We start from the raw sequence: 22,349 nt of genomic DNA, 5'->3' as shown, positions 1-22,349 counted from the left end.
CGGGACAGTCATCTTCTTCCGAAAAACTGCGCATCTTCAAAATCCGCCAGCAACTCCGGCCGATAGACGGCAAACAGCGTGCTCAACATACCCGACAACCAGGCCTCGGAAAAGCCCAGCAGAAGAAAGTACGGCAGGTACTCGCTGGTCAGGTAGTCGCTGTCGTATGCCCCCGCCAGTACCAGTAGCATGCAGGAGACCACCCCAACAGCCATCACTGCCAGCGCCGAGGCAAAGAAACCCTTGCAAAAAATATAGACGAACAGGTGTCTTGGCAGCACCCGATCGACCAGTCGATGAAGCCAATGACTCGTAAACACGCCGACTCCAGCCATCAGCAGGGCGTTCACAGCAAAGGCCTCGAAGCCTGCCGCTCCGTTCAGTGTCATTCCGGCGAGGACCGCGCAGAGGCCAATAAACGCCAGGGCCCAGCCAAAGCACAAGGTAAAGACCGTCGCACCAAGCAGGTGCAGCGCAAGGCCGGGCTTGATCCCGGCCTTCAGGTGCCAGAGCAGGATCAGGCCGACAATCATTGCCAAGAAGGCATTCAGACGTCGACTGTCAGTCAGCACGTGCCACGGGGCACGCCTCGCCGCCAGGGACGCCGCGATGGCGAACAAGCACCAGGCCAGCACGTTCCAGTAGCCATCGATCAGGCCGTCGGGCAGGTTCATGCGGCCTGGCCTCCCTGGCGCGGCTCAGCCGAGTTCCGCCTGCAGCGCCGGCAGGACTTCGAAGAGGTCGCCGACCAGGCCATAATCGGCGACCTGGAAGATCGGTGCTTCGGCGTCCTTGTTGATCGCGACGATCACCTTGCTGTCCTTCATCCCGGCCAGGTGCTGTATGGCACCCGAAATGCCGACCGCGATGTAGAGCTGCGGCGCGACGATCTTGCCCGTCTGGCCGACCTGGTAGTCATTCGATACGTAACCGGCATCCACCGCCGCCCGCGAGGCGCCCAGGGCGGCCCCGAGTCTGTCGGCCAGCGGTTCGAGCAAGCGGTGAAAGTTCTCGCCGTTGCCCATGCCGCGACCGCCCGACACGATCACCTTGGCAGCGGTCAGCTCCGGTCGTTCCGACTTGCTCAGTTCGCGACCAACGAGCTTGTTCTGGGCGAGATCGGGGCCGGCGCTCAGGCTCTCGATGCGCGCGCTACCCCCGTCGCCGGCGGCTTCGAAGGCCGTCGCCCGTACCGTGATGACCTTGACCGGGTCGGCCGACTGCACGGTGGCGACGACGTTGCCGGCGTAGATCGGGCGGACGAAGGTGTCGGCGGATTCGACGCCGATGATCTCGGAGATCTGCGCCACATCGAGCAGCGCGGCCACGCGCGGCATGAAGTTCTTGCCGCAGGTCGTCGCCGCCGCCAGCAGGTGAGTATGGCTTGCCGCATTGGCTACCACCAGCGCCGCCAGGTTCTCGGGTGACTGATCGGCGTAGTGCGGCGCGTCAGCGACCAGCACCTTGCTCACGCCGGCCAGCCCTGCCGCGGCATCGGCGGCCGCGGCACAGGCGCTGCCGGCAACCAGCAGGTGAATCTCGCCCCCGATTTTCGTCGCCGCGGTGACGGCGTTGCGTGTCGCCGGCTTGATCGAGGTATGGTCGTGTTCAGCAATGACGAGAATGGCCATGGTCAGATTACCTTTGCTTCAGTCTTGAGTTTCATCACCAGATCGGCCGCATCGGCCACCTTGATGCCTGCCGTTCGCTTCGGCGGTTCGGCGACCTTGAGTGTCTTCAGGCGCGGCGCGACATCGACCCCCAGCGTCGCCGGGTGGGTCGTCTCGAGCGGCTTCCTCTTGGCTTTCATGATGTTCGGCAGCGTCGCGTAGCGCGGTTCGTTGAGGCGCAGGTCGGCCGTCAGCACGGCTGGCAAGAGCACCTCGACGGTTTCCAGGCCGCCGTCGATCTCGCGCGTGACGGTCGCCAGTTGCCCGGCGACGACGATCTTCGAGGCGAAGGTTGCCTGCGGCCAGTTCATCAGCCCGGCCAGCATCTGCCCGGTCTGGTTGGCGTCGTCGTCGATCGCCTGCTTGCCGCACAGGACGATCTGGGGCTGCTCCTTCTCACACACCGCCTTGAGCAGCTTGGCGACCGCCAGTGGTTGCAGCTCGACATCGGTCTGGATCAGGATGCCACGGTCGGCACCAATCGCCATCGCCGTGCGCAGGGTCTCCTGGCAGTTGGCGATGCCCGCCGAAACAGCGATCACTTCCGTGGCGATACCGGCTTCCTTCAGACGCACCGCCTCTTCAATCGCGATCTCGTCAAAGGGGTTCATCGACATCTTCACGTTCGCCAGATCAACGTCGCTCGCGTCAGGCTTGACGCGAACCTTGACGTTGTAATCCACCACTCGTTTCACTGCAACGAGGATCTTCAATTTTCTCTCCTTTTCAGTACAGTAATCGATATCAATCGCGATTCAGGCAGGCCGCGTTTGACATTGCCCAACTCTGACCGGACAATAGGCCATACTCTCTCGTATGGATAGCGTACGGTACCGTATGGAGCCATGGCTGTCAACGCTGTCGACCGCGGCAACAGCGCATGAGCTTGTAATATTGCCTCAGCCGCGTCATTCAGGAAAGGACCAGATGACGATGAAGCGCCTAAGCACACGGCCACGTGCCGCGCTGGACCGCAACGAATGGATCCTGGCAGCGATCGAGGTGCTCGCAGAACAGGGTGTCCAGGGGATGCGAATCGAGGTTCTGGCGAAGAACTTCGGTGTAACCAAGGGTAGTTTTTACTGGCACTTCAAGGATCGCCAGGATCTCTTCGACGCTGTTCTCCAGACCTGGCGGGATGGTCGCATCCGTGATATCGAGAGACAGAGCGTGGCCATACCGGACAGCGAGCAGGCGCAACTCCTGCACCTGATCGACGTCTATGGTGCCACCCGGAACCGCAAGGGAATTTCGATCGAACTGGCGGTACGCGAATGGGCCAGGCGAGACGCTCAGGCTGCGGCCGTTGTCGCGGAGGTCGATACCTGGCGTCTCGAATGCACGCGGAAGCTGTTTGTCGCCCTCGGCGTTTCCGAGGAAGAAGCGAAAAGCCGCAGTCTGCTGCTCTACGCTTACGTTTTCGGGCAAAGCCTGATGGCCTGCGAAAGCTACGATCCACGGGTGAACGAGTTCAAGCGCTGGATCGCTGAACTGATCGTCAAGCAGCCGCATGGCGCCCCGAGCAGCGACACCTGAGATTGACCGAAGGACCCTCTCTTTCGCTGGAGATTGCCGCATGCCAGGAACTCCCACCAGTCAGCAGTTCATTCTTGCTCTCGACCAGGGCACGACCAGCTCACGCGCCATGCTCTTCGGACGCGATGGCCGTATCCACGGCGTTGCCCAACAGGAATATGCGCAGTATTACCCGCAGCCTGGATGGGTCGAACACGACGCGGACGAAATCTGGCAGACGCAACTTGCCGTTGCGCGTGCCGTGCTCCGCGACCACGGTATTCCGGCCAGTCAGATTGCCGCTGTCGGCCTGACCAACCAGCGCGAAACCAGCGTCCTCTGGGATCGCGCCAGCGGCGAGCCAGTGCACCGCGCGATCGTTTGGCAGGATCGCCGCACGGCCGGTCTGTGCGACGAACTCGCCGCAGCCGGTCACGCCGAACTGTTCCGCGAGCGGACCGGTCTGGTCCTTGACGCCTATTTCTCGGGCACCAAATTGAAATGGCTGCTCGACCACATCCCAGGCGCGCGCGCGCGCGCCGAACGAGGCGAACTGGCGTTCGGAACGATCGACAGTTGGCTGGCGTGGAAGCTGTCGGCTGACCGGGTGCATGTCACCGATCCGTCGAACGCCTCGCGCACCCTGCTCTTCGACATCAGACGCCTCTGCTGGGATGATGAATTGCTGGCCCTGCTCGACATTCCGCCCGCCGTACTGCCGCGGGTCGTCGACAGCAGTGGTCTGATTACGCAGCTTGCCAGTGATCTGCTCGGTGCGCCGATCCCGCTGGCCGGCATCGCCGGCGACCAGCAGGCGGCCACCTATGGCCAGGCCTGCCTCGAACAGGGAATGGCCAAGAACACCTACGGTACAGGCTGTTTCCTGATGATGAATACCGGCCAGCGAGCGATGAACTCGCACCACCGCATGCTGACCACCATCGGCTGGCGGCTGCATGGGCAGACGACCTACCTCCTCGAAGGCAGCGTCTTCATGGGCGGCGCCATCGTCCAATGGTTACGAGACGGTCTCGGGATGATTTCCCGTTCCAGCGAAATCGAAGCGCTGGCCGCTTCCGTACCAGACAGTGGTGGCGTCTACCTGGTACCCGCGCATACCGGCCTCGGTGCGCCATACTGGGATCCCTATGCTCGCGGCGCCCTGCTCGGCATGACGCGCGGCACCAACCGGGCGCATGTCGCGCGCGCCGCACTGGAAGCGATCGCCTATCAGAGCGCCGAAGTCCTGAACGCCATGGAGCTGGATTGCGGCGAGCACTTGCGCGAACTGCGCGTCGACGGGGGGGCGGCGGCGAACAACCTCCTTCTGCAGTTCCAGGCGGATCTGCTCGGCGTGCCGGTGGTGCGTCCGCGCATCACCGAGACCACTGCCCTCGGCGCGGCCTACCTTGCGGGACTGGCGGTCGGATTCTGGCGGGACGAGGCGGAGCTGACTTCCCTGTGGCACGCCGAACGCCGCTTTGAACCTGGCATGCCCGCCGAGCAACGCGCTACCCTGCTCGGCGGCTGGCGTCGTGCTGTCGAACGCTGTCGTCACTGGATCCCGGCCGAGTGAGCGATGATGACGCACGGTTGCTGCAAACGTCCGAGAAATGGCTGGCCATCATTCGCCAGCGCTCTCGGGCAGAACCTGCGTTGCAGCTCGCCAACTCCCGTCCAGATCCTCGCAGGCCAGCGCGACGATATCGCGATCCAGTACTCCCCGTCTGACGAAGTCATCGAGAAAACGCGGAATCTGTTCTGCGCGCTGCGCGCCGCGGTAGGGGCGGTCCTGTGCCAGGGCCTGAAAAACATCCGCCACAGCGACAATGCGCGCCTCGCGGGCGAGGCGGTCGGGGCCGCAACGGAAGGGGTAACCGTGGCCGTTGAGTGCCTCATGATGGAAGGCTGCCCACTCTGCAACCTGCCCCAGGCCAGGAATGTGGCGCAAGATCTGGTAGGTTTCGAAGCTGTGCCGCTCCATCACCGAGAACTCCAGAGGCGTCAATCCGGCCGGCTTGTCGACGATCTCGTCGGGCACGCACAACTTCCCCACATCGTGCATCAGGCCGGCAACCTGGAGCTCGGCCAATGCGTCGCCGCTCAAACCGACTCCCTCCCCCAGATGACGAGCCAGTTGCGCTACACCCAGAGAATGCGCCGCTGTGAACGGGCTCTTGGCGTCGACAATGCTTGAAATCAGCCGCGCAACGTGGCCAAACTGAGGAAAGTCAATCGTTATCCGCCAGTCACTCAGCGCCAGATCATTGAGGTAGCTATGCACATGGCGCGGCACCAGGGCAATCCAGAAAGCTTCACGAGCGGCAGCCGCGACGAAAGCCTTTACCGCGTCCGGAGACAATAGCGAGCCAGCAAGCGTAGCAATCGCTTCGACAACGCCATCACGGTTGAAAAGCGGATTCTCCAGGCCCTTTTGCAGCAGCATGGCATCGACGCGGTCAGCCAGCAAGATGAGGTTGCTATCGAGCGCGTCTACCTCGCTCAGCCCGCCAGGCAGTTCCGGCCACGGGGTGTGGTGATAACGGATAGCGTTCGCCACCAGCGACAGGTGGGTAAAGGGCAGCAGCAGTCGATACCCTCTTTCGCAGTGTTCTTGCCGGTCATCCCAGTCGGCCTCGCGTTGCAGCCGGCGGTGCACAGCAGTAGACGACACGCCAAGGTCATGCAGCAGGCTGGCGCAGACCAGGCGGTCCAGCTGCTTTTCCGGCAAACCCAGCATCAGCCCGGTTTCGCGCGCGATCATGGCGACGCGCTTGCCGTGCTGAAAGTCGTTGACCCCGACCAGGTCCAGTGCGTCGGACAACGCCAGAATGGCGCTTTTCAGGTCGATTCTCAGAGTCATCGAAGGCCAGGCAATATCGAAGGCCGAACCGAGCAAGCACCGGGGTAACGCCCTCCGCGACACCCGTACCGCCGAAGCAGGCAGGATACGTCGCGTCCAAGGGCGCTCCCCAGAATCAACTCGCGTCCGAACGGACGCGATCGGCCAGAAACCTCAGGCGCCTCGCTCGCGCATCCAGCTCGCAACCTTCGGTGCCAGGACCTTTTGCGCCAGACCACCGGTGTAGATGCCGATGTGTCCGGTCGCGATGGCAAACTCGGTGTAATCCTTGCTGCCGACATGCTTGCCGAGGGCGACGGTGCACGGCGGTGGCACGATGTGGTCCTTCTCGGCAAAGATGTTGAGGATCGGCATCGTGAGTTCCTTGAGGTCGACCTTGCGACCGCCTACCTCCAGGGTACCCTTGACGAGCTTGTTGCCCTTCAGGAAGTCGCGGATGAACTCCTTGAACGTCTGGCCAACGGCATCGGGACCACCAAACAGCCACTTCTCCATGCGCAGGAAGTTCTGCAGCGCCAGGCGGTCGTCGAGAATATCGATCACGTCGGCGTACTTTCCGTAATTCAGGATGAACGGTGAAGCCATCATGAACGACTCGTTGAGCACACTCGCCGGCACGTTGCCATGCACGGCGACCATCTTCTCGACGTCGGCGTCAGCCCCCATGGTGAACATCAAGCCCTCGTGTGGCTTGTGATTCGCCTTGTAGGCATCGAAATCGATCGGCGACACAGTCAGCGTGAGATGGCTGATCTTGTCCGGATTGAGCGTCGAGTAGGTGGTCGACATGGTGCCACCCTGACAGATACCGAACAGGGCGATCTTGTCTACCCCATGGCGCTTGCGAATGAAATCGACCGTGTCGTCGAGGTAACCGTTGATGTAATCGTCAACCGTACGGTACTTGTCGACCTGACGCGGATACCCCCAGTCGTTAAGGTAGACATCAATACCCTCGTTCAAGAGATTACGGACCAGTGAACGATCGGGCTGCAGATCGGCCACCTCGTAGCCGTTGATCAGCGGCGGCACGATCAGCAGCGGCGTTTTCATGATCTTCGCCTGGTCGACCAGCGCGTGGTAGTGATAGACCTTGATTCCGTCCTGCGCAAGAACCACGTCCTTCGGCGTGCTGCCAATATCGATATCGTCGTCGGTCAGGTTGGTGAGATTGCTGATGCCCTTGGCGAGTTTCTCGTTCAGGGCTGCGGTTTCAGCCGCGACGTCAGCGGGAAGAATCTGGATGGGGAAAGAAAACATCGGTAGCCTCCTATAGGTCTATTAGCTTATCAGCCGAATTACAAGGTGCAGACTTTCTCGGCTCATTCGCTCTTGGCGCGCGCTGCCGCCGGCTTGCGAGGAGCGCTGGCCTTGGGAGCTGCAGCCTGGGGCGGCGGAAGCAGTGCCTTCTTGAGCGCTCGCACCTCCATCTTCAGTTCGTGGATGACCTGATAGGCTTCGTCCAGTTCGCTGCGAGTGGGCATATCCAGACCGCGAAAGATATCCTCGACGACCGCGCGCTGCGTGAGCTTGAATTGCTGCTGCGCCTTGGTAAACGCGTTCTGCTTGTCGAGGAACTCCTGCGTATTGAACGTGACCAGCAACGACTTGTCGGCCGTGCGGTACCAAAGGCCCATCAGTTGACGCACAGCGGTGATCTTCTCTCCTTTGGCAGCCACCTTGGCGAGTTCTTCGATGGTCGCTTCGACGGCCTTGGCCAGAGCTTCGGCGAACGCCGTGTGGAAAGCCAGACTGTTCCTGCGCAGATCGACGACCGCGTCGACCAGACGCAATACCTTGGTGTTTTTCTCGCGCGACGCACCAAACAGAGGAATTTCCCCGACGCTTGCCAAGGCGGCATCGCCTTCCATCGACAGCAGGCGATTGATTCCGGAGGTGCCGCCGAGCATCGCCTCGCCGACGTGCCCCGACGAAGCTGCCTGCATCAGGAACGACAGCCAGGGACCCATGGCATCGGGCAAGTCCTTGGTCAGCGTTGTATTCAGATTACCCAGGTGCGAGCCCATGCCAAAACTGCGTTCGAGCATCGCCGTCGATTCCTTGGCCCACTGCTCGGCAAAACCCTTGAGGTCGGGGCGCCAGTCCTTGTTGGCCTCGAGATTTGGCGCCACGACCTTCATCGACTTGAAAAAGAAATCCATGACGCGATTCATCGCGCCCTGGCTGCCGGTCATGCGATCCATCAGCATGCGTGCGGCTTCGTTCGTACCTTTGGTGGCGGCTTCAACACCTTTTTTCACCGCCTCGACAGGGGCTTCAGCGTTGCCTGGAAGATTCTGCAACAGCGAGGACCAGTCGCCCCACATGCGCTTCTGCATATCAGCCCAAGCGTTGACGACGCCGCCCAATTGCTCATTCGGATTCTTGTTTTCCACTCCGGTGATCTCCTTTCAGTGTGTCGGACACGCCTACCGCCACGGTAGGCGGATGCCCAGCGGTAGACGGCGTGCACTCTACAATAAAACTGCGGCCGTCTGTCGACGGCCGCGAGGATGCAGCTTTACGGGTTTGTCATTGGTCAGACCAGTGCCACAACCGCATCTCCCTTGTGCTTCGCCTCACCCTGCTCGTTGGCACAGGTCAGCTCGAGACGGACACACTTCTCCCCACCCTGCTCCAGCTTTTCGACTACCTTACCGGTGCACACCATGCGCTCACCAATTTGCGTGATCGCGGTGAAACGCACGCCAAAACTGCGGATGGCGTCCTGCGGCACCCACTGCGTCAGCAGACGGCCAAGATACGCCATGCCCAACATGCCATGGGCGAAAACATCTGGAATCCCGTTCGCCCGGACAAAGTCCTGGTCGAGGTGCAAGGGATGGTGATCTCCCGACCCCGTCGCATACAGGGCCAGCGTCAGTCGCGACACCGGCTCGGTGGTGAAGGAGGGAAGACAGTCGCCAACATTCAGCGCATCAAAATTCGGTTTTGTCATCGACTTTCCCCTATGCCCGAATAACCATGACGGAGCGCACATCGCACACCAGTTCGCCCTGCCGACGCACCTTCACATCCTTCACGACGAACTGCAGCGCGCCGTTCCTCTTGTCGTAGATATCGGTGATCTCTCCGTCGAAGTCGAGCTTATCGCCCGAATAGACCGGCTTGTGGTAGGTGAACGACTGTTCGCCATGCAACATCTTCATCAGGTCGCAGCCCATCGTCTCGAGGTAATCGAAAGGATGGTCCTTGTCCATGTCCATGCAGAAAAAGAAGGTCGGTGGCACCAGCACGCCCGGCAGATCAGCCTGGCGCGCCGCTTCCTCGTCAAAGTAGATCGGGTCCGTCTGGCCCGTCGCCTTGGCGAACCACTTGAGTTGCCACGCCGTCGGGGTTACCGAGTGTGGCGGCACCTTCATGCCTATGTGTTTCTTGTCAATCAACATCCGATTCACTCCTCGTCCACCCCGGACGCCGGGGTGGAAACGCTGGTTGGCGACTTGATCAGAGAACTTCGATGGCAATCGCAGTGGCTTCACCGCCGCCAGCGCAGAGGCCGGCGATGCCCCGCTTGAGGCCGCGCGCTTTGAGCGCGTAGAGCAGCGTCACCAGGATCCGCGAACCCGTGGCACCAATCGGATGCCCCAGAGCACAGGCGCCGCCATTGACGTTGACCTTGTCGGCAGGCAGCTTGAGATCCCGCATGGACGCCATCGTGACCGCTGCGAAAGCCTCGTTGATCTCCCAGAGGTCGACGTCCTCGGCCTGCCAGCCGACCTTCTTCAGCAGTTTCTGGAAGGCAAAGACCGGGGCGGTGGTAAACCAGGCCGGGTCATGGGCAAAGGTCGCATGGCCGACAATCCGGGCCAACGGCGTGATGCCGCCGCTCTTGGCGTCGGATTCGCGCATCAGGACAAAGGCCGCTGCACCGTCGGAAATCGACGACGAGTTGGCTGGTGTCACCGCTCCATCCTTCTTGAATGCCGGCTTCAGCTTCGTGATCTTCGATACGTCGCACTTCATCGGCGTCTCATCGAGGGCAATCACCTCTTCGCCCTTGCGCGAGGTGACGGTGACTGGCGCGATCTCGGCACTGAAGACTCCCGAGGTGACGGCTTTCTGCGCCCGCGTCACCGATTCGATGGCGAAGGCGTCCATCTCTTCGCGCGAAAAGCTGTACTTGTCCACACACAGCTCGGCGAAAGCGCCCATCAGCTTGCCCTGCTCATAGGCATCCTCGAGGCCATCGAGGAACATGTGGTCGTGCAGAACCCCGTTGCCCAACCGATAACCGGAGCGGGCGGTGGTCAGCACGTGCGGTGCATTGGTCATCGACTCCATGCCACCGGCGACGGCGATATTGATCGAACCGGCCAGCAGTTCGTCATGGGCAATCATGACCGTCTTCTGGGCCGAACTGCACATCTTGGTCAAGGTGACGCACGGCACCGACTTCGGCAGGCCGGCGCCGAGCACCGCCTGGCGCGCCGGCGCCTGACGCAAACCTGCCATCAGGCAGCAACCCATCAACGCTTCGTCGATATCTTCGCCCTTGACGCCCGCCTGTTCGACCGCCGCCTTGATCGCAACGCTGGCCAGCTGCGGCGCGGTCATCCCCGCAAACTGCCCCTGGAAGGCGCCCACTGGCGTACGCTTGGCGCCGACGATAACAACTGATTCACTCATAATTAAGCACTCCTTGAAAACAACGGATACTGCCGGTTTGGATGTGTCCTGCTTGCCGGCAACTACTTCCCAGGCATGCGGATGGCACCGTCGAGGCGGATGACTTCACCGTTGAGATAGGTGTTCTCGCAGATATGCCGCACCAGCGCCGCGTACTCGGCAGGATAGCCGAGGCGTGACGGGAACGGCACCATCTTGCTCAGGGTATCCTGAACGGGCTGTGGCAATCCCTTCATCATCGGTGTCCCAAATATGCCCGGCGCGATCGTCACGACGCGGATGCCGTGCGCGGCCAGCTCGCGCGCCACCGGCAGGGTCAGTCCTACCACGGCCGCCTTCGAAGAGGCATAAGCGGCCTGGCCAATCTGACCGTCAAAAGCGGCGATCGACGCCGTATTGACGATCACGCCACGCTCACCGCCTTCGTTCGGCTCGTTCTTGCTCATCGCCTCGGCGGCGAGACGAATCATGTTGAAGGTACCGATCAGATTGATGCTGACGACGCGCGAGAAGGTCGCCAGGTCATGCGGACCATCCCGGCCAAGCACCTTCTTGGGTGGCGCCACGCCGGCGCAGTTGACCAGTCCGTGCAGCGCGCCAAATTCACTGACAGCCATTTCGATGGCAGCACGTGCGCTCGCTTCATCGGTCACGTCGGTTTTGGCAAAGCGCGCGTTGGCCCCCAACTGCGCTGCCTGCGCCTCGCCGGCAGCGGCGTCGACGTCGACAATGACCACTTTCCCACCAGCATTGACCAGGCCGCTCGCCGTTTCCGCTCCGAGTCCGGATCCTGCTCCCGTTACCACAAACACACTGCCATTGATTTGCATGATTACCCCCAAAAAAATATCGCGACATCACGCGATGCCGCGCTCCTGGCCTGTGCCGACGGCGATTGATGAGAACTCACATCGTCACAGAAAATCGCGCGCTCCGTGCTGATTCGAGGAGGCTCCTCTGGATCAGGCGAAGGCCCCGGGTGTGCTGCCCCGCAACAGTATCGATTGGCTGCCCTGACCCGGCACGCATCGTCACAGAGACGAGTTCCAGGCAAGCCGCGGAAGGCTGCGAGCAGTGCCGGCATTGTCGAATGCGGAGCACTGCCGAGTCAAGCACCAGACGCACTGCAGCATGGCATTCGAAAGCCGGTCGCCTCGACCGATCCCGGGATGACCGCAGGCGAGGCGGAGACGCCGCCGCCCGATCCCTACCACGGGACGATCGATGGTCTCGCACAAGCTGTTGACATGGATCAGGAATTGGCCTGGCCGATGGCTTAGGATGGCCAATGATGCGGGCGAACATGCGCCCACGGCTGAACTGAGTCAGCGCAAAAAAGGAGAATCCCCATGGTCGAAACGCTCAAAGAACTCCCGGAACCCCCCACGGCCGATGCAGCCCTCCCCGAGGGAGCTGCTGACACAGCGAAGCGGCGCAGCAGGCAGAGTACAGCGCGTCGCAAGAAGCCCGTCGAGGCTGCAGCCCCTGCAGCAGCAGCCGTCACTCCAGCCGCCCCCGTAACGGAGCAACGCGCTGCCAATCTGCCCCCCGCAACTCCGGCAGCAGTGGCACCGCCGCCCTCCCCTGCAGCAACGCCGGCTTCCCACGCCCACGGCGACTTCTCTCGCCGCCTCGGCGACCGGCACCTGCTGGACTCCGGCGCTCTGGAAGACATCGATCGCATGACCAACATCGCGCTCGGCCAGTTCAGTGGCGGCGTGTCGCCGGCCTCGCTGGCGATGGCCTATCTGGACTGGACAGTTCACCTGGCTGCCTCTCCCGGCAAGCAGTTTCAACTGGCGGCGAAAGCGGCGCGCAAGGCGATGCGCCTCGGAGCGTACGCCCTTTCGTCCGCGGTCACCGGCACCGCCGAACCGTGCATCAAGCCACTGCCTGGTGACCATCGCTTCGACCATCCGGGCTGGGAGCGTTTTCCCTACAACGTGGTTTACCAGGGTTTCCTGCTCAATCAGCAGTGGTGGCACAACGCGACCACCGGCGTCCGCGGCGTTTCCAAGCACGGCGAAGCCGCCGTCTGGTTTACTGCCAAGCAGATTCTCGACATGTCGGCGCCGTGCAATGTCCCCTTCCTGAACCCCGAGATCGTCGAGGCGACGACCAAGGAGCGCGGCGCCAACCTGGCGCGCGGGGCCGAGTTCTATGGCGAGGATGTCCGTCGTTCGCTGCGCGACGAGAAGCCAGCCGGCATTGAGGCCTTCCGGGTAGGCGAGAACCTCGCCGTTACCCCGGGCAAGGTCGTTTATCGCAATCTGCTGATGGAGCTGATCCAGTATTCGCCGACCACCGACACCGTCCAGCGCGAACCGGTGCTGATGCAGTCCGCGTGGATGATGAAGTATTACATCCTGGACCTGTCGCCGCACAACTCGCTGGTCAAGTACCTGGTCGATCGGGGCCACACCGTGTTCATGATCTCCTGGATGAACCCGCGCGCGGAGCACCGCAACCTGGGCATGGAGGACTACCGCAAGCTGGGAACCATGGCGGCAATCGACGCCATTTCCGACATCCTGCCGGGACGCAGGATTCACACCGTTGGCTACTGCCTGGGCGGAATCCTGCTGACCATCGCCGCCGCCGCGATGGCTCGCGACGGCGACGACCGTCTGGCCAGCATCAGCTTGTTCACCACCATGACCGACTTCACCGATGTCGGCGAGATCAACGTCTTCATGGATGCCAGCGAGGTTACCCTGCTCGAAGACATGATGTGGGAGAAGGGTTACCTGGGGCACAAGCAGGTTTCGGGTGGCTTCCAGCTCCTCAAGTCAGCCGACCTGATCTGGTCGAAAATGGTCCGCGAGTACTACCTTGGCCATCGCGAGCCGATGTTCGACCTGATGGCCTGGAATGCCGACGGCACGCGCATGCCCTATCGTCAGCACTCCGAGGTGCTGCGTCGCCTGTATGTCGATAACCAGCTGTTCCAGGGCAAGTACATGGTCGACGGGCGCGCGATTTCAATCAGCAACATCCATGCGCCGATGTTTGCCGTGGCGGCCGGCGCCGACCACGTGGCGCCGTGGCACTCGGTCTACAAGCTGCACCTGCAGAGCGACGCGACCGAACTCACCTTCGTCCTCACCAGCGGTGGGCACAACGTCGGCATCGTCAATGAACCGGGCCACCCGCGCCGGTCGTACCAGCTCAGCGTCTGCCGCGAAGGCGAACGTTTTCTTGACGCCGAGACCTGGAAGCAAACGACGCCAGTGTACCAGGGGTCCTGGTGGCCAGCTTGGCAAAAATGGCTCGAACGGCACTCCACTGGCGCCGAAGCAGCACCGGCGATGGGCGCTCCCGACAAGGGCTACGAGCCGATCTGCGACGCGCCGGGGACCTACATCCATCAACAGTGACAACCAGCACTGGCTCGGTCGCCGCCAACGGTGACCGAGCCGCTTCGCACTCGTTCCCCCCGATCACACGTTCATCTCTGCACCGCACTTCCCGCCGGCAGAACATCGATTTCGGCGGCACCGCCGGTTTCGGCCGTGCCTGCCAGTTGCCGTCAGTGACTATCCCGGTGTTCGATCTGGTAGGCGTCCCGCATTTCCCGCTTTAGCGTCTTGCCAGCGGCGTTGCGTGGAAAGTCGTCCATGATCTGGACCGCGTGCAGGCGCTGGTAGCGGGCACCGACACGCTCGTTGATCCAGTCAAGCAGTTCGCCCGCGCTGACCGCCGCGCCGGCGCGCAGAAGCACCGCCGCGACCGGCGTCTCACCCCATTTCTCATGGGCGACGCCGAAGACGGCGACTTCCCTCACCGCCGGGTGGCGGGCCGCGACTTCTTCGACGTCCTTGGGGTAGATCTTGACCCCACCGCTGTCGATCATGTCTTTCTTGCGGTCAACCAGGTAGAGATAGCCCTCGCCATCGGCGTAACCGAGATCACCGGTAAATAGCCAGCCATCGCGGATTGCCTGCTCGGTGAGGTCCGGGCGACCGTAGTAGCCGAGCATCAGTGACGGCCCACGCCCGACGATTTCGCCGACTTCCCCGGTTGCCGCGTCGCGGCCGTCCTCGCGTACGATACGCATCTCGTAGAAGCACGGCGGCGACCCGACCGAGCCGGCCTTGCGTAGCGACTGGGTCTTGTCGAGGATGGTCCAGAAACCTTCCGTAAGGCCGTAGAGCTCGTAAAAGCGATCCGGCAAGAGGCGGTTGAGCAGGTCCTTGTGTTCCTGGTAGAGAGGGGCTCCGAGTGAAAGGATCATCTCGAGTGAGGCAAGCTTGTCGGGTGAGAAATTTGGCGAGTGAAGCAAGGCAATGATCTGCGCTGGCACCATCATGGTGTGTGTCACCCGCTCGCGAGCAATGATCTCGATCGCCTCCTCGGCGTTGAATTGCCGCTGCAGGACGTAGCGCGCGCCGAGGTAGAAGCACGGCATCAGGGTCACGAAGGCGCCGTTGAAGACGATCGCACCGGTGTGCAGCACCACCGATTCCGGCCGCATCCGCCAGGCCGCGGCAAACAGGGTGCAGTACATCGAGCGCACGAAGTGGCTGTGCATGATGCCCTTTGGCAGCCCGGTGGTACCACTGGTATACATGACGTTGAACAGATCGTCCTGGGTCAGCGCGACCGGCCTTGCCCGGCCTTCGGGACAGATCGTGAGGAGCGCTTTGTACCCAGGATAGTCGGCTGTTGGCCCATCGACCATCAGCACGTGGTCGGCACGCAGGCCCGGAAGCTCCTCGCGAACCTGGTCGACCAGCGGCGCCATCGAGCTCTGGGTGATCAGACAGACTGCCCCCGAGTCGCGCAACAAGCTGGCCAGGCCGGAAGCCATCAGCAGCGGGCTCAACGGCACCAGTACCGCACCGATTGACGGCACTGCCCAGTAAACCTCGAGGAGTTCGCGGCAATTGGCGAGAACGGTCGCCACCCGGTCGCCCTTGCGCACACCGAGCCACTGCAGCAGGCAGGCGCAACGACCGACACGCGCATCGAACTCGCGCCAGCTCAGTCGCTCCTCCTCGAAAACGACCGCTGTCTGATCCGGTCGGAACTTCGCGTGATGTCTGGTCAGTGTCGCTAGTTGCAGCATCGTTCTCTCCCTCCAGGATAGCTGCGCCCCACCTTGCCGGTTGCGCGCTCCAGCCAGGTGCCCTGGCTCATCGCAGCGCAGCAAAGCGCTACTATACCGCGTTGACCTGCGCCGCGGCACAAGCCTCTGGTGACCCCCCCACGGCCCCCTGACAACGACCCGCGCCAGACCATCGAGACGGTCCGCCCGGCATGAATGACAACCCTTCCAGCCACAATCGAAACAATCCCGTCAAGAACCGTCAAGCGATGTGAACAAATCTCGCGCGGAGGAGTAGAATGCATTGTGCGGCGCGCAATAGTGCCCGAGTGAATGGGTTTCAAAAGGGCGATTTTCGGTGGCCAAAGTCGCGCGAGGAATTCTAGAGGAATCACCGGTATCCGCCTTCCAGGCGGAACCACGGTAATCGTGGGTTGCCCCTGCGGGCTGACCCGTTTTGGCTGACGTTAATTGTTGGAGGTTGGAAAATGTTTGCACTGCTGAAGGAAATGCCGGATTTCACGGCCAGTTGGATGCGCTACACATTGGCGATGATGCGCTCATCGAACCGAGAAATTAACGAGTTCAATGACAATCTCTTCATTGCCGCTCACATCGCCATGACTGCGGCACGCGACAATCCGCTGAGCATGCTGGAAACCTTCGAGATCATGGAACACAACGTGGGCATGATGCGCAAGGGGATGGCCGGCGCGCAAGGCAAGATGGCCGACTACGCTTTCGACCAGATGGAAGAAGCGACCCGCGCCTTCCTGAACACGGTCCTGAACTCCGAAGGTGAAAAGCTCGGCGGCTACATGCGGCGCGAAGCCGAAATCATGGAAGCAGTCGCGAACTTCCACGAGCAGATCGAGGCGATCGGCGACGAGTTCGGGTTCCACTTCAACACCTCTGCCTACAAGCTGGTACACGAAACGGACGCCTTCGAGCTCTACCAAGTGCTACCGCTCAAGGAAGGCGTCAAGGTGAATGAGCATCTCAAGCCGGTCATTCTCGTACCACCGTACATGCTGGGCGTACACATCCTGGCCTTCCTGCCGTACGAGAACAAGAGTTATGCCCATTCGTTTGCCAATGAGGGCATTCCGACCTACGTCCGCGTCGTCAAGGACATCATGACCAACGAGAAAGTCCAGACGATGACGCCCGAAGAGGACTGCGAACAGACACGCCAGCTCTGCGCCAAGGTCATGGAACTCAACGACGGCAAGAAAGTGACGCTGAACGGCACCTGCCAGGGCGGTTACATCTCGCTGATGAATATCCTGTCGGGCAAGTTGAAGGACGTCTGCGACGCACTCATTACCAACGTCACGCCGGTTGACGGAACCTATAGTGAGGCGATCAGCGGCATGCCGACGATGCACCACGACTTCACCACCACGACGCTGCCGAGCGGCAACAAGGTCGCCAACGGCTACCTGCTGAGTCTCGGGATGCGCTTCGTCGCCATCGACCGGGAGACGCCGCTGGTCAAGGTTCTCGACCAGGCTTCACTGCAACGTGCCACCGACATGAACCCGGGCAAGACGCCGGCCGCCCTCTTCCGCTGGCTGCTCAAGGAACGGGTGCACCTGCCGCGCGCGATCGCCAACATGAGTTCGCACACCTTCCAGGATCCGATTGGCGATGACGGCACGCTGCCGGTGAAACTCTTTGACCAGCCGCTGAACATCAAGAGCCTGATCGATCTCAAGGTTCCCTGGTACCAGAACTACGCGATCAAGGACGACCTGGTCACGCCGCCCTGTGCCACCGCCGGCAACAAGTTCCTCGAGGGCTGGAATGGTCTTGAGTCGGTTGCCTTCTTCGGCGGTCACGTCGCCATCCTGACCAGCCCGTACGGCAAGAAGGCGCCGGTCAATGGCACGTTCAAGGACGCCAACGGCAAGGATTCCCGCGGACCAGTGAAGTTCCAGATGGACATCTCCTGATTGGCAGGAGTCACCTGGCGGCTGACGAAGCGGCATCGCTAACTGCCGCACCATAGCCGTCAATCGGCGTCGCCGGCCTGAGATCCCGCATTCAGGCCGGCGACGCTTTCTTCCAGGTACGGAGCTGGGAACAATCAGTCATCCAGGACAGCGTCCTCGGCGCCAGTTCCGACCAGAACACCGACGAGCTCCCGCCCGGCGGGCGCTTGCATCAACCCATTTTTACTCCGGAGATCCTTTATGAGCTACGACAACATTAACGTCGAAGTGCGCGGAAAAGTCGGCTTGATCACTCTCAACCGCCCGAAGCAGCTGAATGCCCTGAACGATGACCTGATGGACGAGCTCGGCAAGGCGCTTGGCACCTTCGAGGCTGACGAAAACATCGGGGCGATCGTCATCACCGGCTCGGACAAGGCTTTCGCCGCTGGCGCCGACATCACCGTGATGCAGTCACTCAGCTACATGGAAGCCTACAAGGGCGATTTCATCACGCGCAACTGGGACACGCTCAAGAACTGCCGCAAGCCGGTCATCGCGGCTGTCGCCGGCTATGCCCTGGGTGGCGGTTGCGAACTGGCGATGATGTGCGACATCATCCTGGCGGCTGACAATGCCCAGTTTGGTCAACCCGAAGTCCGCCTGGGGATCCTTCCCGGCGCAGGCGGCACGCAGCGTCTGCCGCGCGCCATCTCGAAGGCCAAGGCGATGGAAATGTGCCTTGCCTCGCGCAACATCGACGCTGTCGAAGCCGAACGCGCCGGCCTCGTTTCACGCGTCGTTCCGGCCGACAAGCTGCTCGACGAAGCAATGTCCACTGCCACGCGCATCGCCGGCTTCTCGCTGCCGGTCGTGATGATGATCAAGGAATGCATCAATCGCTCCTACGAAAGCTCGTTGTCCGAAGGCCTGCTGTTCGAACGTCGCACCTTCCACTCGGCCTTTGCCCTCGACGATCAGAAAGAGGGTATGGCGGCTTTCGTCGAAAAGCGCAAAGCCGCCTTCACCAACCGCTGACCCTCGGCTGCTACCGCTTCGACCGGCGCCCAGCAAGGACGCCGGTGAGCCGGCGCTGAGTGGCGGAGTAGCAGTGCTCTCAGCAGTGGGCCAGATCGACCGCGTTGTGAACCGTGATCTGGTCCACCCAGGCCTTGGCGTGAACCGTACTGTAGATGTTTGAACACGCTGCCACTTCCAGGGTCAGCGTCACCGTGCGGTTGGCAAAGCGCGACAGATCAATCGCCGACTGGCGCAGCCATTCGGTTTCCTGGTGGACCATGCCGAGGGCCGTCACCTCGTCGACGACCTGGCCATCGATCAGGACTCGGAAACTCGCGCTGGTGTAATCATTGACTCCGGCGCTGAGATCGAGCCGCCGGACGTAACTCAGTTCCGGCTGCGGACCCAGTTTGACCTGCCGCGAGATCGACTGCGCCCTTGCTCCCAGGGCGCCACGGTCACCTGACGAGGCGTGGCCATGGAGCATCGAGCCGCCGCGGAAGGCACGCGGGTCGTCGAGCAGCAGCTCCCAGCCGGACCCCTCCCAGCCAGCAGCCTTCAGGCTGCCTGCGGACGCCGCCGAACCGGCGCGCTGGCCGACGCCTTTCAGCACTCCAGCTGCCTCCAGCGCCGTCGAAATGATCCCCGGCACGTCGATGCCGAGCGGCGCCGTGCTGTCCGTGCGACGGCTCCGCCCGGCCTTCAGCAGTCCTGCGGCCGCCAGAGAGGCCGAAATGATGCCATGCACGTCGAGGCCGAAGGGCCGGTTGGTCGCAGCGCGCTGATCCTTCGGTCCGGAAGCGTAGCCCTGACCAGCATCCGCAGCATTCTCGTCGTTGACCACCCGCTCGCCACCGCTGAATCGGTTCGCGCCACCGATGCTCTCGGCAGCCGCTGCACTGGCCGCACTCCTCCCAGCTTGCTCGGCTGCCGCCGGCTCTTTCGCGCTGGCCGGACGTTCGGCCAGCAGGCCCCAGAAATCCGCGATCCGGTGTGTCGACGAAATCCCGACCGCATTGAAGAACGGCGCGGCCGTACCGCACTGATGCGGTTCGGCGCCCGGGTCCAGCGCGGCACCGTGCGACATGCCGGTCACCGTGTAGGACTCGATCAGTTCATCGCCGTCCGGCCCCTGCCAGACGCGGCGCGGATACCCGTCGACCGTCATCTGCACGGTCGGCTGCAGATCCAGGCCGTGCAGGTCGGTCCATTGCTTGATGATTTCGTCCGCGTTGACCGGCTTGACGGTGGTGTCGGCGTCGCCGTGCCAGACCGAAAGCTTCGGCCAGGATCCCTGGTGCGGCGATGCTGCCCGCACCAGTTCGCCCCACTCCCGGGCCGAACGGGAACGCCCCTGGAAAATGCTCTCGAGGCCCTCCTGCAAGCCCCTGGCGGTACGGTAGGGAACCCCGGCGAGCACAGCGCCGCCGGCAAACACCTCTGGATAGGTCGCCAGCATGATGGTCGTCATCGCGCCGCCCGATGACGTCCCGGTCACGTACACCCGGCGGCGATCAAGGCCATGATCCGCGACCATTCTGTCTACCATTTGCCTGATCGACAGCGGCTCACCCTTTTCGCGCTCGTTGTCCTCCGGCTTGAACCAGTTGAAGCAGCGCAGCGGATTGTTGTTCCAGTTCTGCTGCGGCAACAAGAGCGCAAAACCGTAACGATCGGCCACCGTCGACCAGCCGCTGCCCTTGTTGTAGGAGGCGGCGCTCTGCGTACAGCCGTGCAGCACGACGACCAGCGGTGCGTTGGCCGGCAGCCGTTCGGGGACGTAGCTATACATCCGCAATTCGCCCGGGTTGGAGCCAAAGTTGGTGACTTCGCGCAAGCGGTTCTCCTGCGAATCCACCTGTTCTGACCAGGCCTGCACCGCAGTCAGTGCCGACAGGAGTTTCTCCCAGCGGCTACCGTGCGGCGTCTTCGCCGCGAGTTTTGCCATTTTGGCGATGGCGGCCACTTTATGGCCCAGTTTATTCAGCATTGGATTACTCCTGTCGTCGGACAATGTAGTGAGCAAACCGATCTCGATCAACTTCCGGACCGGCAAGAAAACGGAGTGGAACAGGCCTGGGGCGACCACGCCACCACGCTGGGGATCAAGCCAGGCCGGCGGAGCGGCGTCCGGGCCCAGGCCATAGGTGTGACTGATGACGGCCCGCCGGCCCTGCCACCAGCTGCTGAACTGGAGCGAGGCAACCGGGCAGCCTCGGTTGATCCAGACGCCGAACAGTTCGCTGGCGACTATCGGCCGCGTCTCCTCGGCACAGGCCAACTGCAGCAAGGCGGCCAGCGCCTCACCGAAGGACAGCCCTTCCAGCCGGATCGACGAGGTGGCACACTGCTCGGCATTCGCGGCGGTCACCGCCGGGCCGAAGAGCACCCGCGGGCTGTTGTCTCCCGCCGCGACCACCGTCGGCTGCAAGCCGGCATAGCAGCTGATCGCCTCGACCGTCTGCGACTGTTGCGGCGCGGCCATCGTCCCGATCAGCAGCTGCGCGGCGTACTCAGGGGTCGCTGGTGGCGAACCCCGCCCCCGCGGTCCGGGAAGCATCAAGCCCCCGGTGACCATCAGCGTCACCCGAAAGCGCAGGTCCCGACGCGACTCACCGAGAATGTCGGCCAGTCGTTCGCTGAAATCGTAGCGTGCAAGTCCATTTACCATGAGGCAACGATAACACGCCTCCGTGAAATGTGCACGTATTTATTGAGTAAGTGACAACAAATCATTTTGTACCGCGGCCTGCGTCCGGCCAGGCCCGATTCCGGGGCTGCCGAGGACGACAGCGGCGAACACTCGGGACCCGCCGCTTGCCCGGTGTGCCTCACCAGGACCGGGTGATTGCGGTAAGATTCGTTGCCGCCTGCCCCGCTTTTGCTACCCAACCCGATCTCATCGGTCGCGCCCGGGAACCCAAGCCAATGATCGACCTGTACACCGCCGCCACCCCTAACGGGCACAAGATCTCCATTGCCCTGGAGGAACTCGCCCTGCCCTACACGGCGCACACGCTGAACCTGTCGAAGGGCGAGCAGAAGCAGCCCTGGTTCCTGGCAATCAACCCCAACGGTCGCATTCCAGCGATCGTCGATCGCGCCGAGGACGACTTTGCCGTTTTTGAGTCGGGCGCCATCCTGATGTATCTCGCCGAAAAGACCGGCCGCCTGATGCCGCAAGACCGCAGGGGTCGTTCGCAGGTCATCCAGTGGTTGATGTTCCAGATGGGAGGCATCGGGCCAATGATGGGGCAGGCGAACGTCTTCTTCCGCTATTTCCCCGAAAAAATCCAGCCGGCGATCGACCGCTACCAGGGCGAGTGCAGGCGATTGTTCCGCGTCCTCGACAGCCATCTCCGGGAGCATGAGTTCCTGGCGGGGGACTATTCGATTGCCGATATTGCCAACTGGGCCTGGGTTCGCACACATCGCTGGTCGGGAGTGGACGTCGATGACCTGCCGCACCTGCAGCGCTGGCTGGGCCAGATTCGCGCCCGCCCGGCGGTGCAGAAAGGCATCAACACGCCCCCGTTGGCGATCGACCGCGACGCCGACGACGACAAGGCACGGCAGTTCGCCGAAGAGGCACGCCAGATGGTCGAGATGGGCCAGTCGCGCCAGGGCGGCGTCTGAGCCTGCCCCACCCC

18 protein-coding genes are annotated in these 22,349 nt (G+C 62.3%); 6 read left to right on the top strand and 12 right to left on the bottom strand.

From position 1 onward, the window contains the following. Positions 1-8: 8 nt before the first annotated feature. The 3 genes from V5B44_RS12560 to V5B44_RS12550 are packed head-to-tail and all read right to left on the bottom strand — an operon-like array spanning position 9 to position 2,383. The gene (locus V5B44_RS12560) at positions 9-674 is read right to left on the bottom strand and encodes an energy-coupling factor ABC transporter permease (RefSeq protein WP_332359359.1); all 666 of its coding nucleotides are present in this window, start codon (positions 672-674) and stop codon (positions 9-11) included. A 24-nt stretch (positions 675-698) separates the two neighbouring features. Next, the gene (locus tag V5B44_RS12555; protein WP_332359358.1) at positions 699-1,631 is read right to left on the bottom strand and encodes an electron transfer flavoprotein subunit alpha/FixB family protein; all 933 of its coding nucleotides are present in this window, start codon (positions 1,629-1,631) and stop codon (positions 699-701) included. A gap of 2 nt (positions 1,632-1,633) precedes the next feature. Further along, entirely contained in the window at positions 1,634-2,383 is a 750-nt protein-coding gene (locus V5B44_RS12550; protein WP_332359357.1) for an electron transfer flavoprotein subunit beta/FixA family protein, read from the bottom strand. 220 nt (positions 2,384-2,603) lie between these two features. Between V5B44_RS12550 and V5B44_RS12545 the strand changes: the two genes are divergently transcribed. Then, entirely contained in the window at positions 2,604-3,206 is a 603-nt protein-coding gene (locus tag V5B44_RS12545; protein ID WP_332359609.1) for a TetR/AcrR family transcriptional regulator, read from the top strand. A gap of 40 nt (positions 3,207-3,246) precedes the next feature. After that, the gene (gene glpK / locus V5B44_RS12540) at positions 3,247-4,761 is read left to right on the top strand and encodes a glycerol kinase GlpK (protein ID WP_332359356.1); all 1,515 of its coding nucleotides are present in this window, start codon (positions 3,247-3,249) and stop codon (positions 4,759-4,761) included. A gap of 48 nt (positions 4,762-4,809) precedes the next feature. Here glpK and V5B44_RS12535 read toward each other — a convergent pair whose 3' ends face one another. The 7 genes from V5B44_RS12535 to V5B44_RS12505 all read right to left on the bottom strand — a co-directional run bounded on the left by V5B44_RS12535 (position 4,810) and on the right by V5B44_RS12505 (position 11,528). Next, positions 4,810-6,048: an HD-GYP domain-containing protein gene (locus V5B44_RS12535; RefSeq protein ID WP_332359355.1), complete on the bottom strand. Its 1,239-nt coding sequence runs from the start codon at positions 6,046-6,048 to the stop codon at positions 4,810-4,812. Between the two features lie 153 nt (positions 6,049-6,201). Continuing rightward, positions 6,202-7,308, bottom strand: coding sequence for a class III poly(R)-hydroxyalkanoic acid synthase subunit PhaC (phaC, locus tag V5B44_RS12530; RefSeq protein ID WP_332359354.1), 1,107 nt, complete (start codon positions 7,306-7,308; stop codon positions 6,202-6,204). 62 nt (positions 7,309-7,370) lie between these two features. Beyond that, positions 7,371-8,444, bottom strand: coding sequence for a poly(R)-hydroxyalkanoic acid synthase subunit PhaE (locus tag V5B44_RS12525; RefSeq protein ID WP_332359353.1), 1,074 nt, complete (start codon positions 8,442-8,444; stop codon positions 7,371-7,373). Positions 8,445-8,587: 143 nt separating this feature from the next. Then, positions 8,588-9,007, bottom strand: a complete 420-nt coding sequence (locus V5B44_RS12520) for a MaoC/PaaZ C-terminal domain-containing protein (protein WP_332359352.1) — start codon at positions 9,005-9,007, stop codon at positions 8,588-8,590. A 10-nt stretch (positions 9,008-9,017) separates the two neighbouring features. Beyond that, positions 9,018-9,458, bottom strand: a complete 441-nt coding sequence (locus V5B44_RS12515; RefSeq protein WP_332359351.1) for a MaoC family dehydratase N-terminal domain-containing protein — start codon at positions 9,456-9,458, stop codon at positions 9,018-9,020. A 58-nt stretch (positions 9,459-9,516) separates the two neighbouring features. Beyond that, positions 9,517-10,698, bottom strand: coding sequence for an acetyl-CoA C-acyltransferase (locus tag V5B44_RS12510; protein WP_332359350.1), 1,182 nt, complete (start codon positions 10,696-10,698; stop codon positions 9,517-9,519). Positions 10,699-10,760: 62 nt separating this feature from the next. After that, positions 10,761-11,528, bottom strand: a complete 768-nt coding sequence (locus tag V5B44_RS12505) for a 3-hydroxyacyl-CoA dehydrogenase (RefSeq protein ID WP_332359349.1) — start codon at positions 11,526-11,528, stop codon at positions 10,761-10,763. Between the two features lie 852 nt (positions 11,529-12,380). Here V5B44_RS12505 and V5B44_RS12500 point away from each other — a divergent pair. Further along, positions 12,381-14,075 carry a PHA/PHB synthase family protein gene (locus V5B44_RS12500; RefSeq protein ID WP_434735453.1) on the top strand — a complete coding sequence of 565 codons (1,695 nt, stop codon included), beginning with the start codon at positions 12,381-12,383 and terminating at the stop codon, positions 14,073-14,075. A 152-nt stretch (positions 14,076-14,227) separates the two neighbouring features. Here the strand turns inward: V5B44_RS12500 and V5B44_RS12495 are convergent, their stop codons facing one another. Further along, positions 14,228-15,766, bottom strand: coding sequence for a class I adenylate-forming enzyme family protein (locus tag V5B44_RS12495; RefSeq protein WP_332359347.1), 1,539 nt, complete (start codon positions 15,764-15,766; stop codon positions 14,228-14,230). Positions 15,767-16,233: 467 nt separating this feature from the next. On the opposite strand from V5B44_RS12495, the gene V5B44_RS12490 reads away from it, so the two are divergent. After that, positions 16,234-17,700, top strand: coding sequence for a metal transporter (locus V5B44_RS12490; RefSeq protein WP_332359346.1), 1,467 nt, complete (start codon positions 16,234-16,236; stop codon positions 17,698-17,700). 240 nt (positions 17,701-17,940) lie between these two features. Beyond that, positions 17,941-18,717: an enoyl-CoA hydratase gene (locus V5B44_RS12485; protein ID WP_332359345.1), complete on the top strand. Its 777-nt coding sequence runs from the start codon at positions 17,941-17,943 to the stop codon at positions 18,715-18,717. 79 nt (positions 18,718-18,796) lie between these two features. On the opposite strand, the gene V5B44_RS12480 is transcribed toward V5B44_RS12485, so the two are convergent. Beyond that, positions 18,797-21,370, bottom strand: a complete 2,574-nt coding sequence (locus V5B44_RS12480) for an extracellular catalytic domain type 1 short-chain-length polyhydroxyalkanoate depolymerase (protein WP_332359344.1) — start codon at positions 21,368-21,370, stop codon at positions 18,797-18,799. Positions 21,371-21,627: 257 nt separating this feature from the next. Between V5B44_RS12480 and V5B44_RS12475 the strand changes: the two genes are divergently transcribed. Beyond that, entirely contained in the window at positions 21,628-22,335 is a 708-nt protein-coding gene (locus V5B44_RS12475; RefSeq protein WP_332359343.1) for a glutathione S-transferase family protein, read from the top strand. Positions 22,336-22,349: the final 14 nt, after the last annotated feature.

The sequence above is a fragment of the Candidatus Accumulibacter necessarius genome (assembly GCF_036625085.1).
Note: the sequence above shows the minus strand (reverse complement) of the source record. Positions and strands in the feature narration are given on the sequence as shown.

Excerpts from the sequence above, each read along its gene's own strand:
- V5B44_RS12560 (WP_332359359.1), bottom strand. The coding sequence starts at position 674 with ATGAACCTGCCCGACGGCCTGATCGATGGCTACTGGAACGTGCTGGCC.
- V5B44_RS12555 (WP_332359358.1), bottom strand. The coding sequence starts at position 1,631 with ATGGCCATTCTCGTCATTGCTGAACACGACCATACCTCGATCAAGCCG.
- V5B44_RS12545 (WP_332359609.1), top strand. The coding sequence starts at position 2,604 with ATGAAGCGCCTAAGCACACGGCCACGTGCCGCGCTGGACCGCAACGAA.
- glpK (WP_332359356.1), top strand. The coding sequence starts at position 3,247 with ATGCCAGGAACTCCCACCAGTCAGCAGTTCATTCTTGCTCTCGACCAG.
- V5B44_RS12535 (WP_332359355.1), bottom strand. The coding sequence starts at position 6,048 with ATGACTCTGAGAATCGACCTGAAAAGCGCCATTCTGGCGTTGTCCGAC.
- phaC (WP_332359354.1), bottom strand. The coding sequence starts at position 7,308 with ATGTTTTCTTTCCCCATCCAGATTCTTCCCGCTGACGTCGCGGCTGAA.
- V5B44_RS12520 (WP_332359352.1), bottom strand. The coding sequence starts at position 9,007 with ATGACAAAACCGAATTTTGATGCGCTGAATGTTGGCGACTGTCTTCCC.
- V5B44_RS12515 (WP_332359351.1), bottom strand. The coding sequence starts at position 9,458 with ATGTTGATTGACAAGAAACACATAGGCATGAAGGTGCCGCCACACTCG.
- V5B44_RS12510 (WP_332359350.1), bottom strand. The coding sequence starts at position 10,698 with ATGAGTGAATCAGTTGTTATCGTCGGCGCCAAGCGTACGCCAGTGGGC.
- V5B44_RS12505 (WP_332359349.1), bottom strand. The coding sequence starts at position 11,528 with ATGCAAATCAATGGCAGTGTGTTTGTGGTAACGGGAGCAGGATCCGGA.
- V5B44_RS12500 (WP_434735453.1), top strand. The coding sequence starts at position 12,381 with ATGACCAACATCGCGCTCGGCCAGTTCAGTGGCGGCGTGTCGCCGGCC.
- V5B44_RS12495 (WP_332359347.1), bottom strand. The coding sequence starts at position 15,766 with ATGCTGCAACTAGCGACACTGACCAGACATCACGCGAAGTTCCGACCG.
- V5B44_RS12490 (WP_332359346.1), top strand. The coding sequence starts at position 16,234 with ATGTTTGCACTGCTGAAGGAAATGCCGGATTTCACGGCCAGTTGGATG.
- V5B44_RS12485 (WP_332359345.1), top strand. The coding sequence starts at position 17,941 with ATGAGCTACGACAACATTAACGTCGAAGTGCGCGGAAAAGTCGGCTTG.
- V5B44_RS12480 (WP_332359344.1), bottom strand. The coding sequence starts at position 21,370 with ATGGTAAATGGACTTGCACGCTACGATTTCAGCGAACGACTGGCCGAC.
- V5B44_RS12475 (WP_332359343.1), top strand. The coding sequence starts at position 21,628 with ATGATCGACCTGTACACCGCCGCCACCCCTAACGGGCACAAGATCTCC.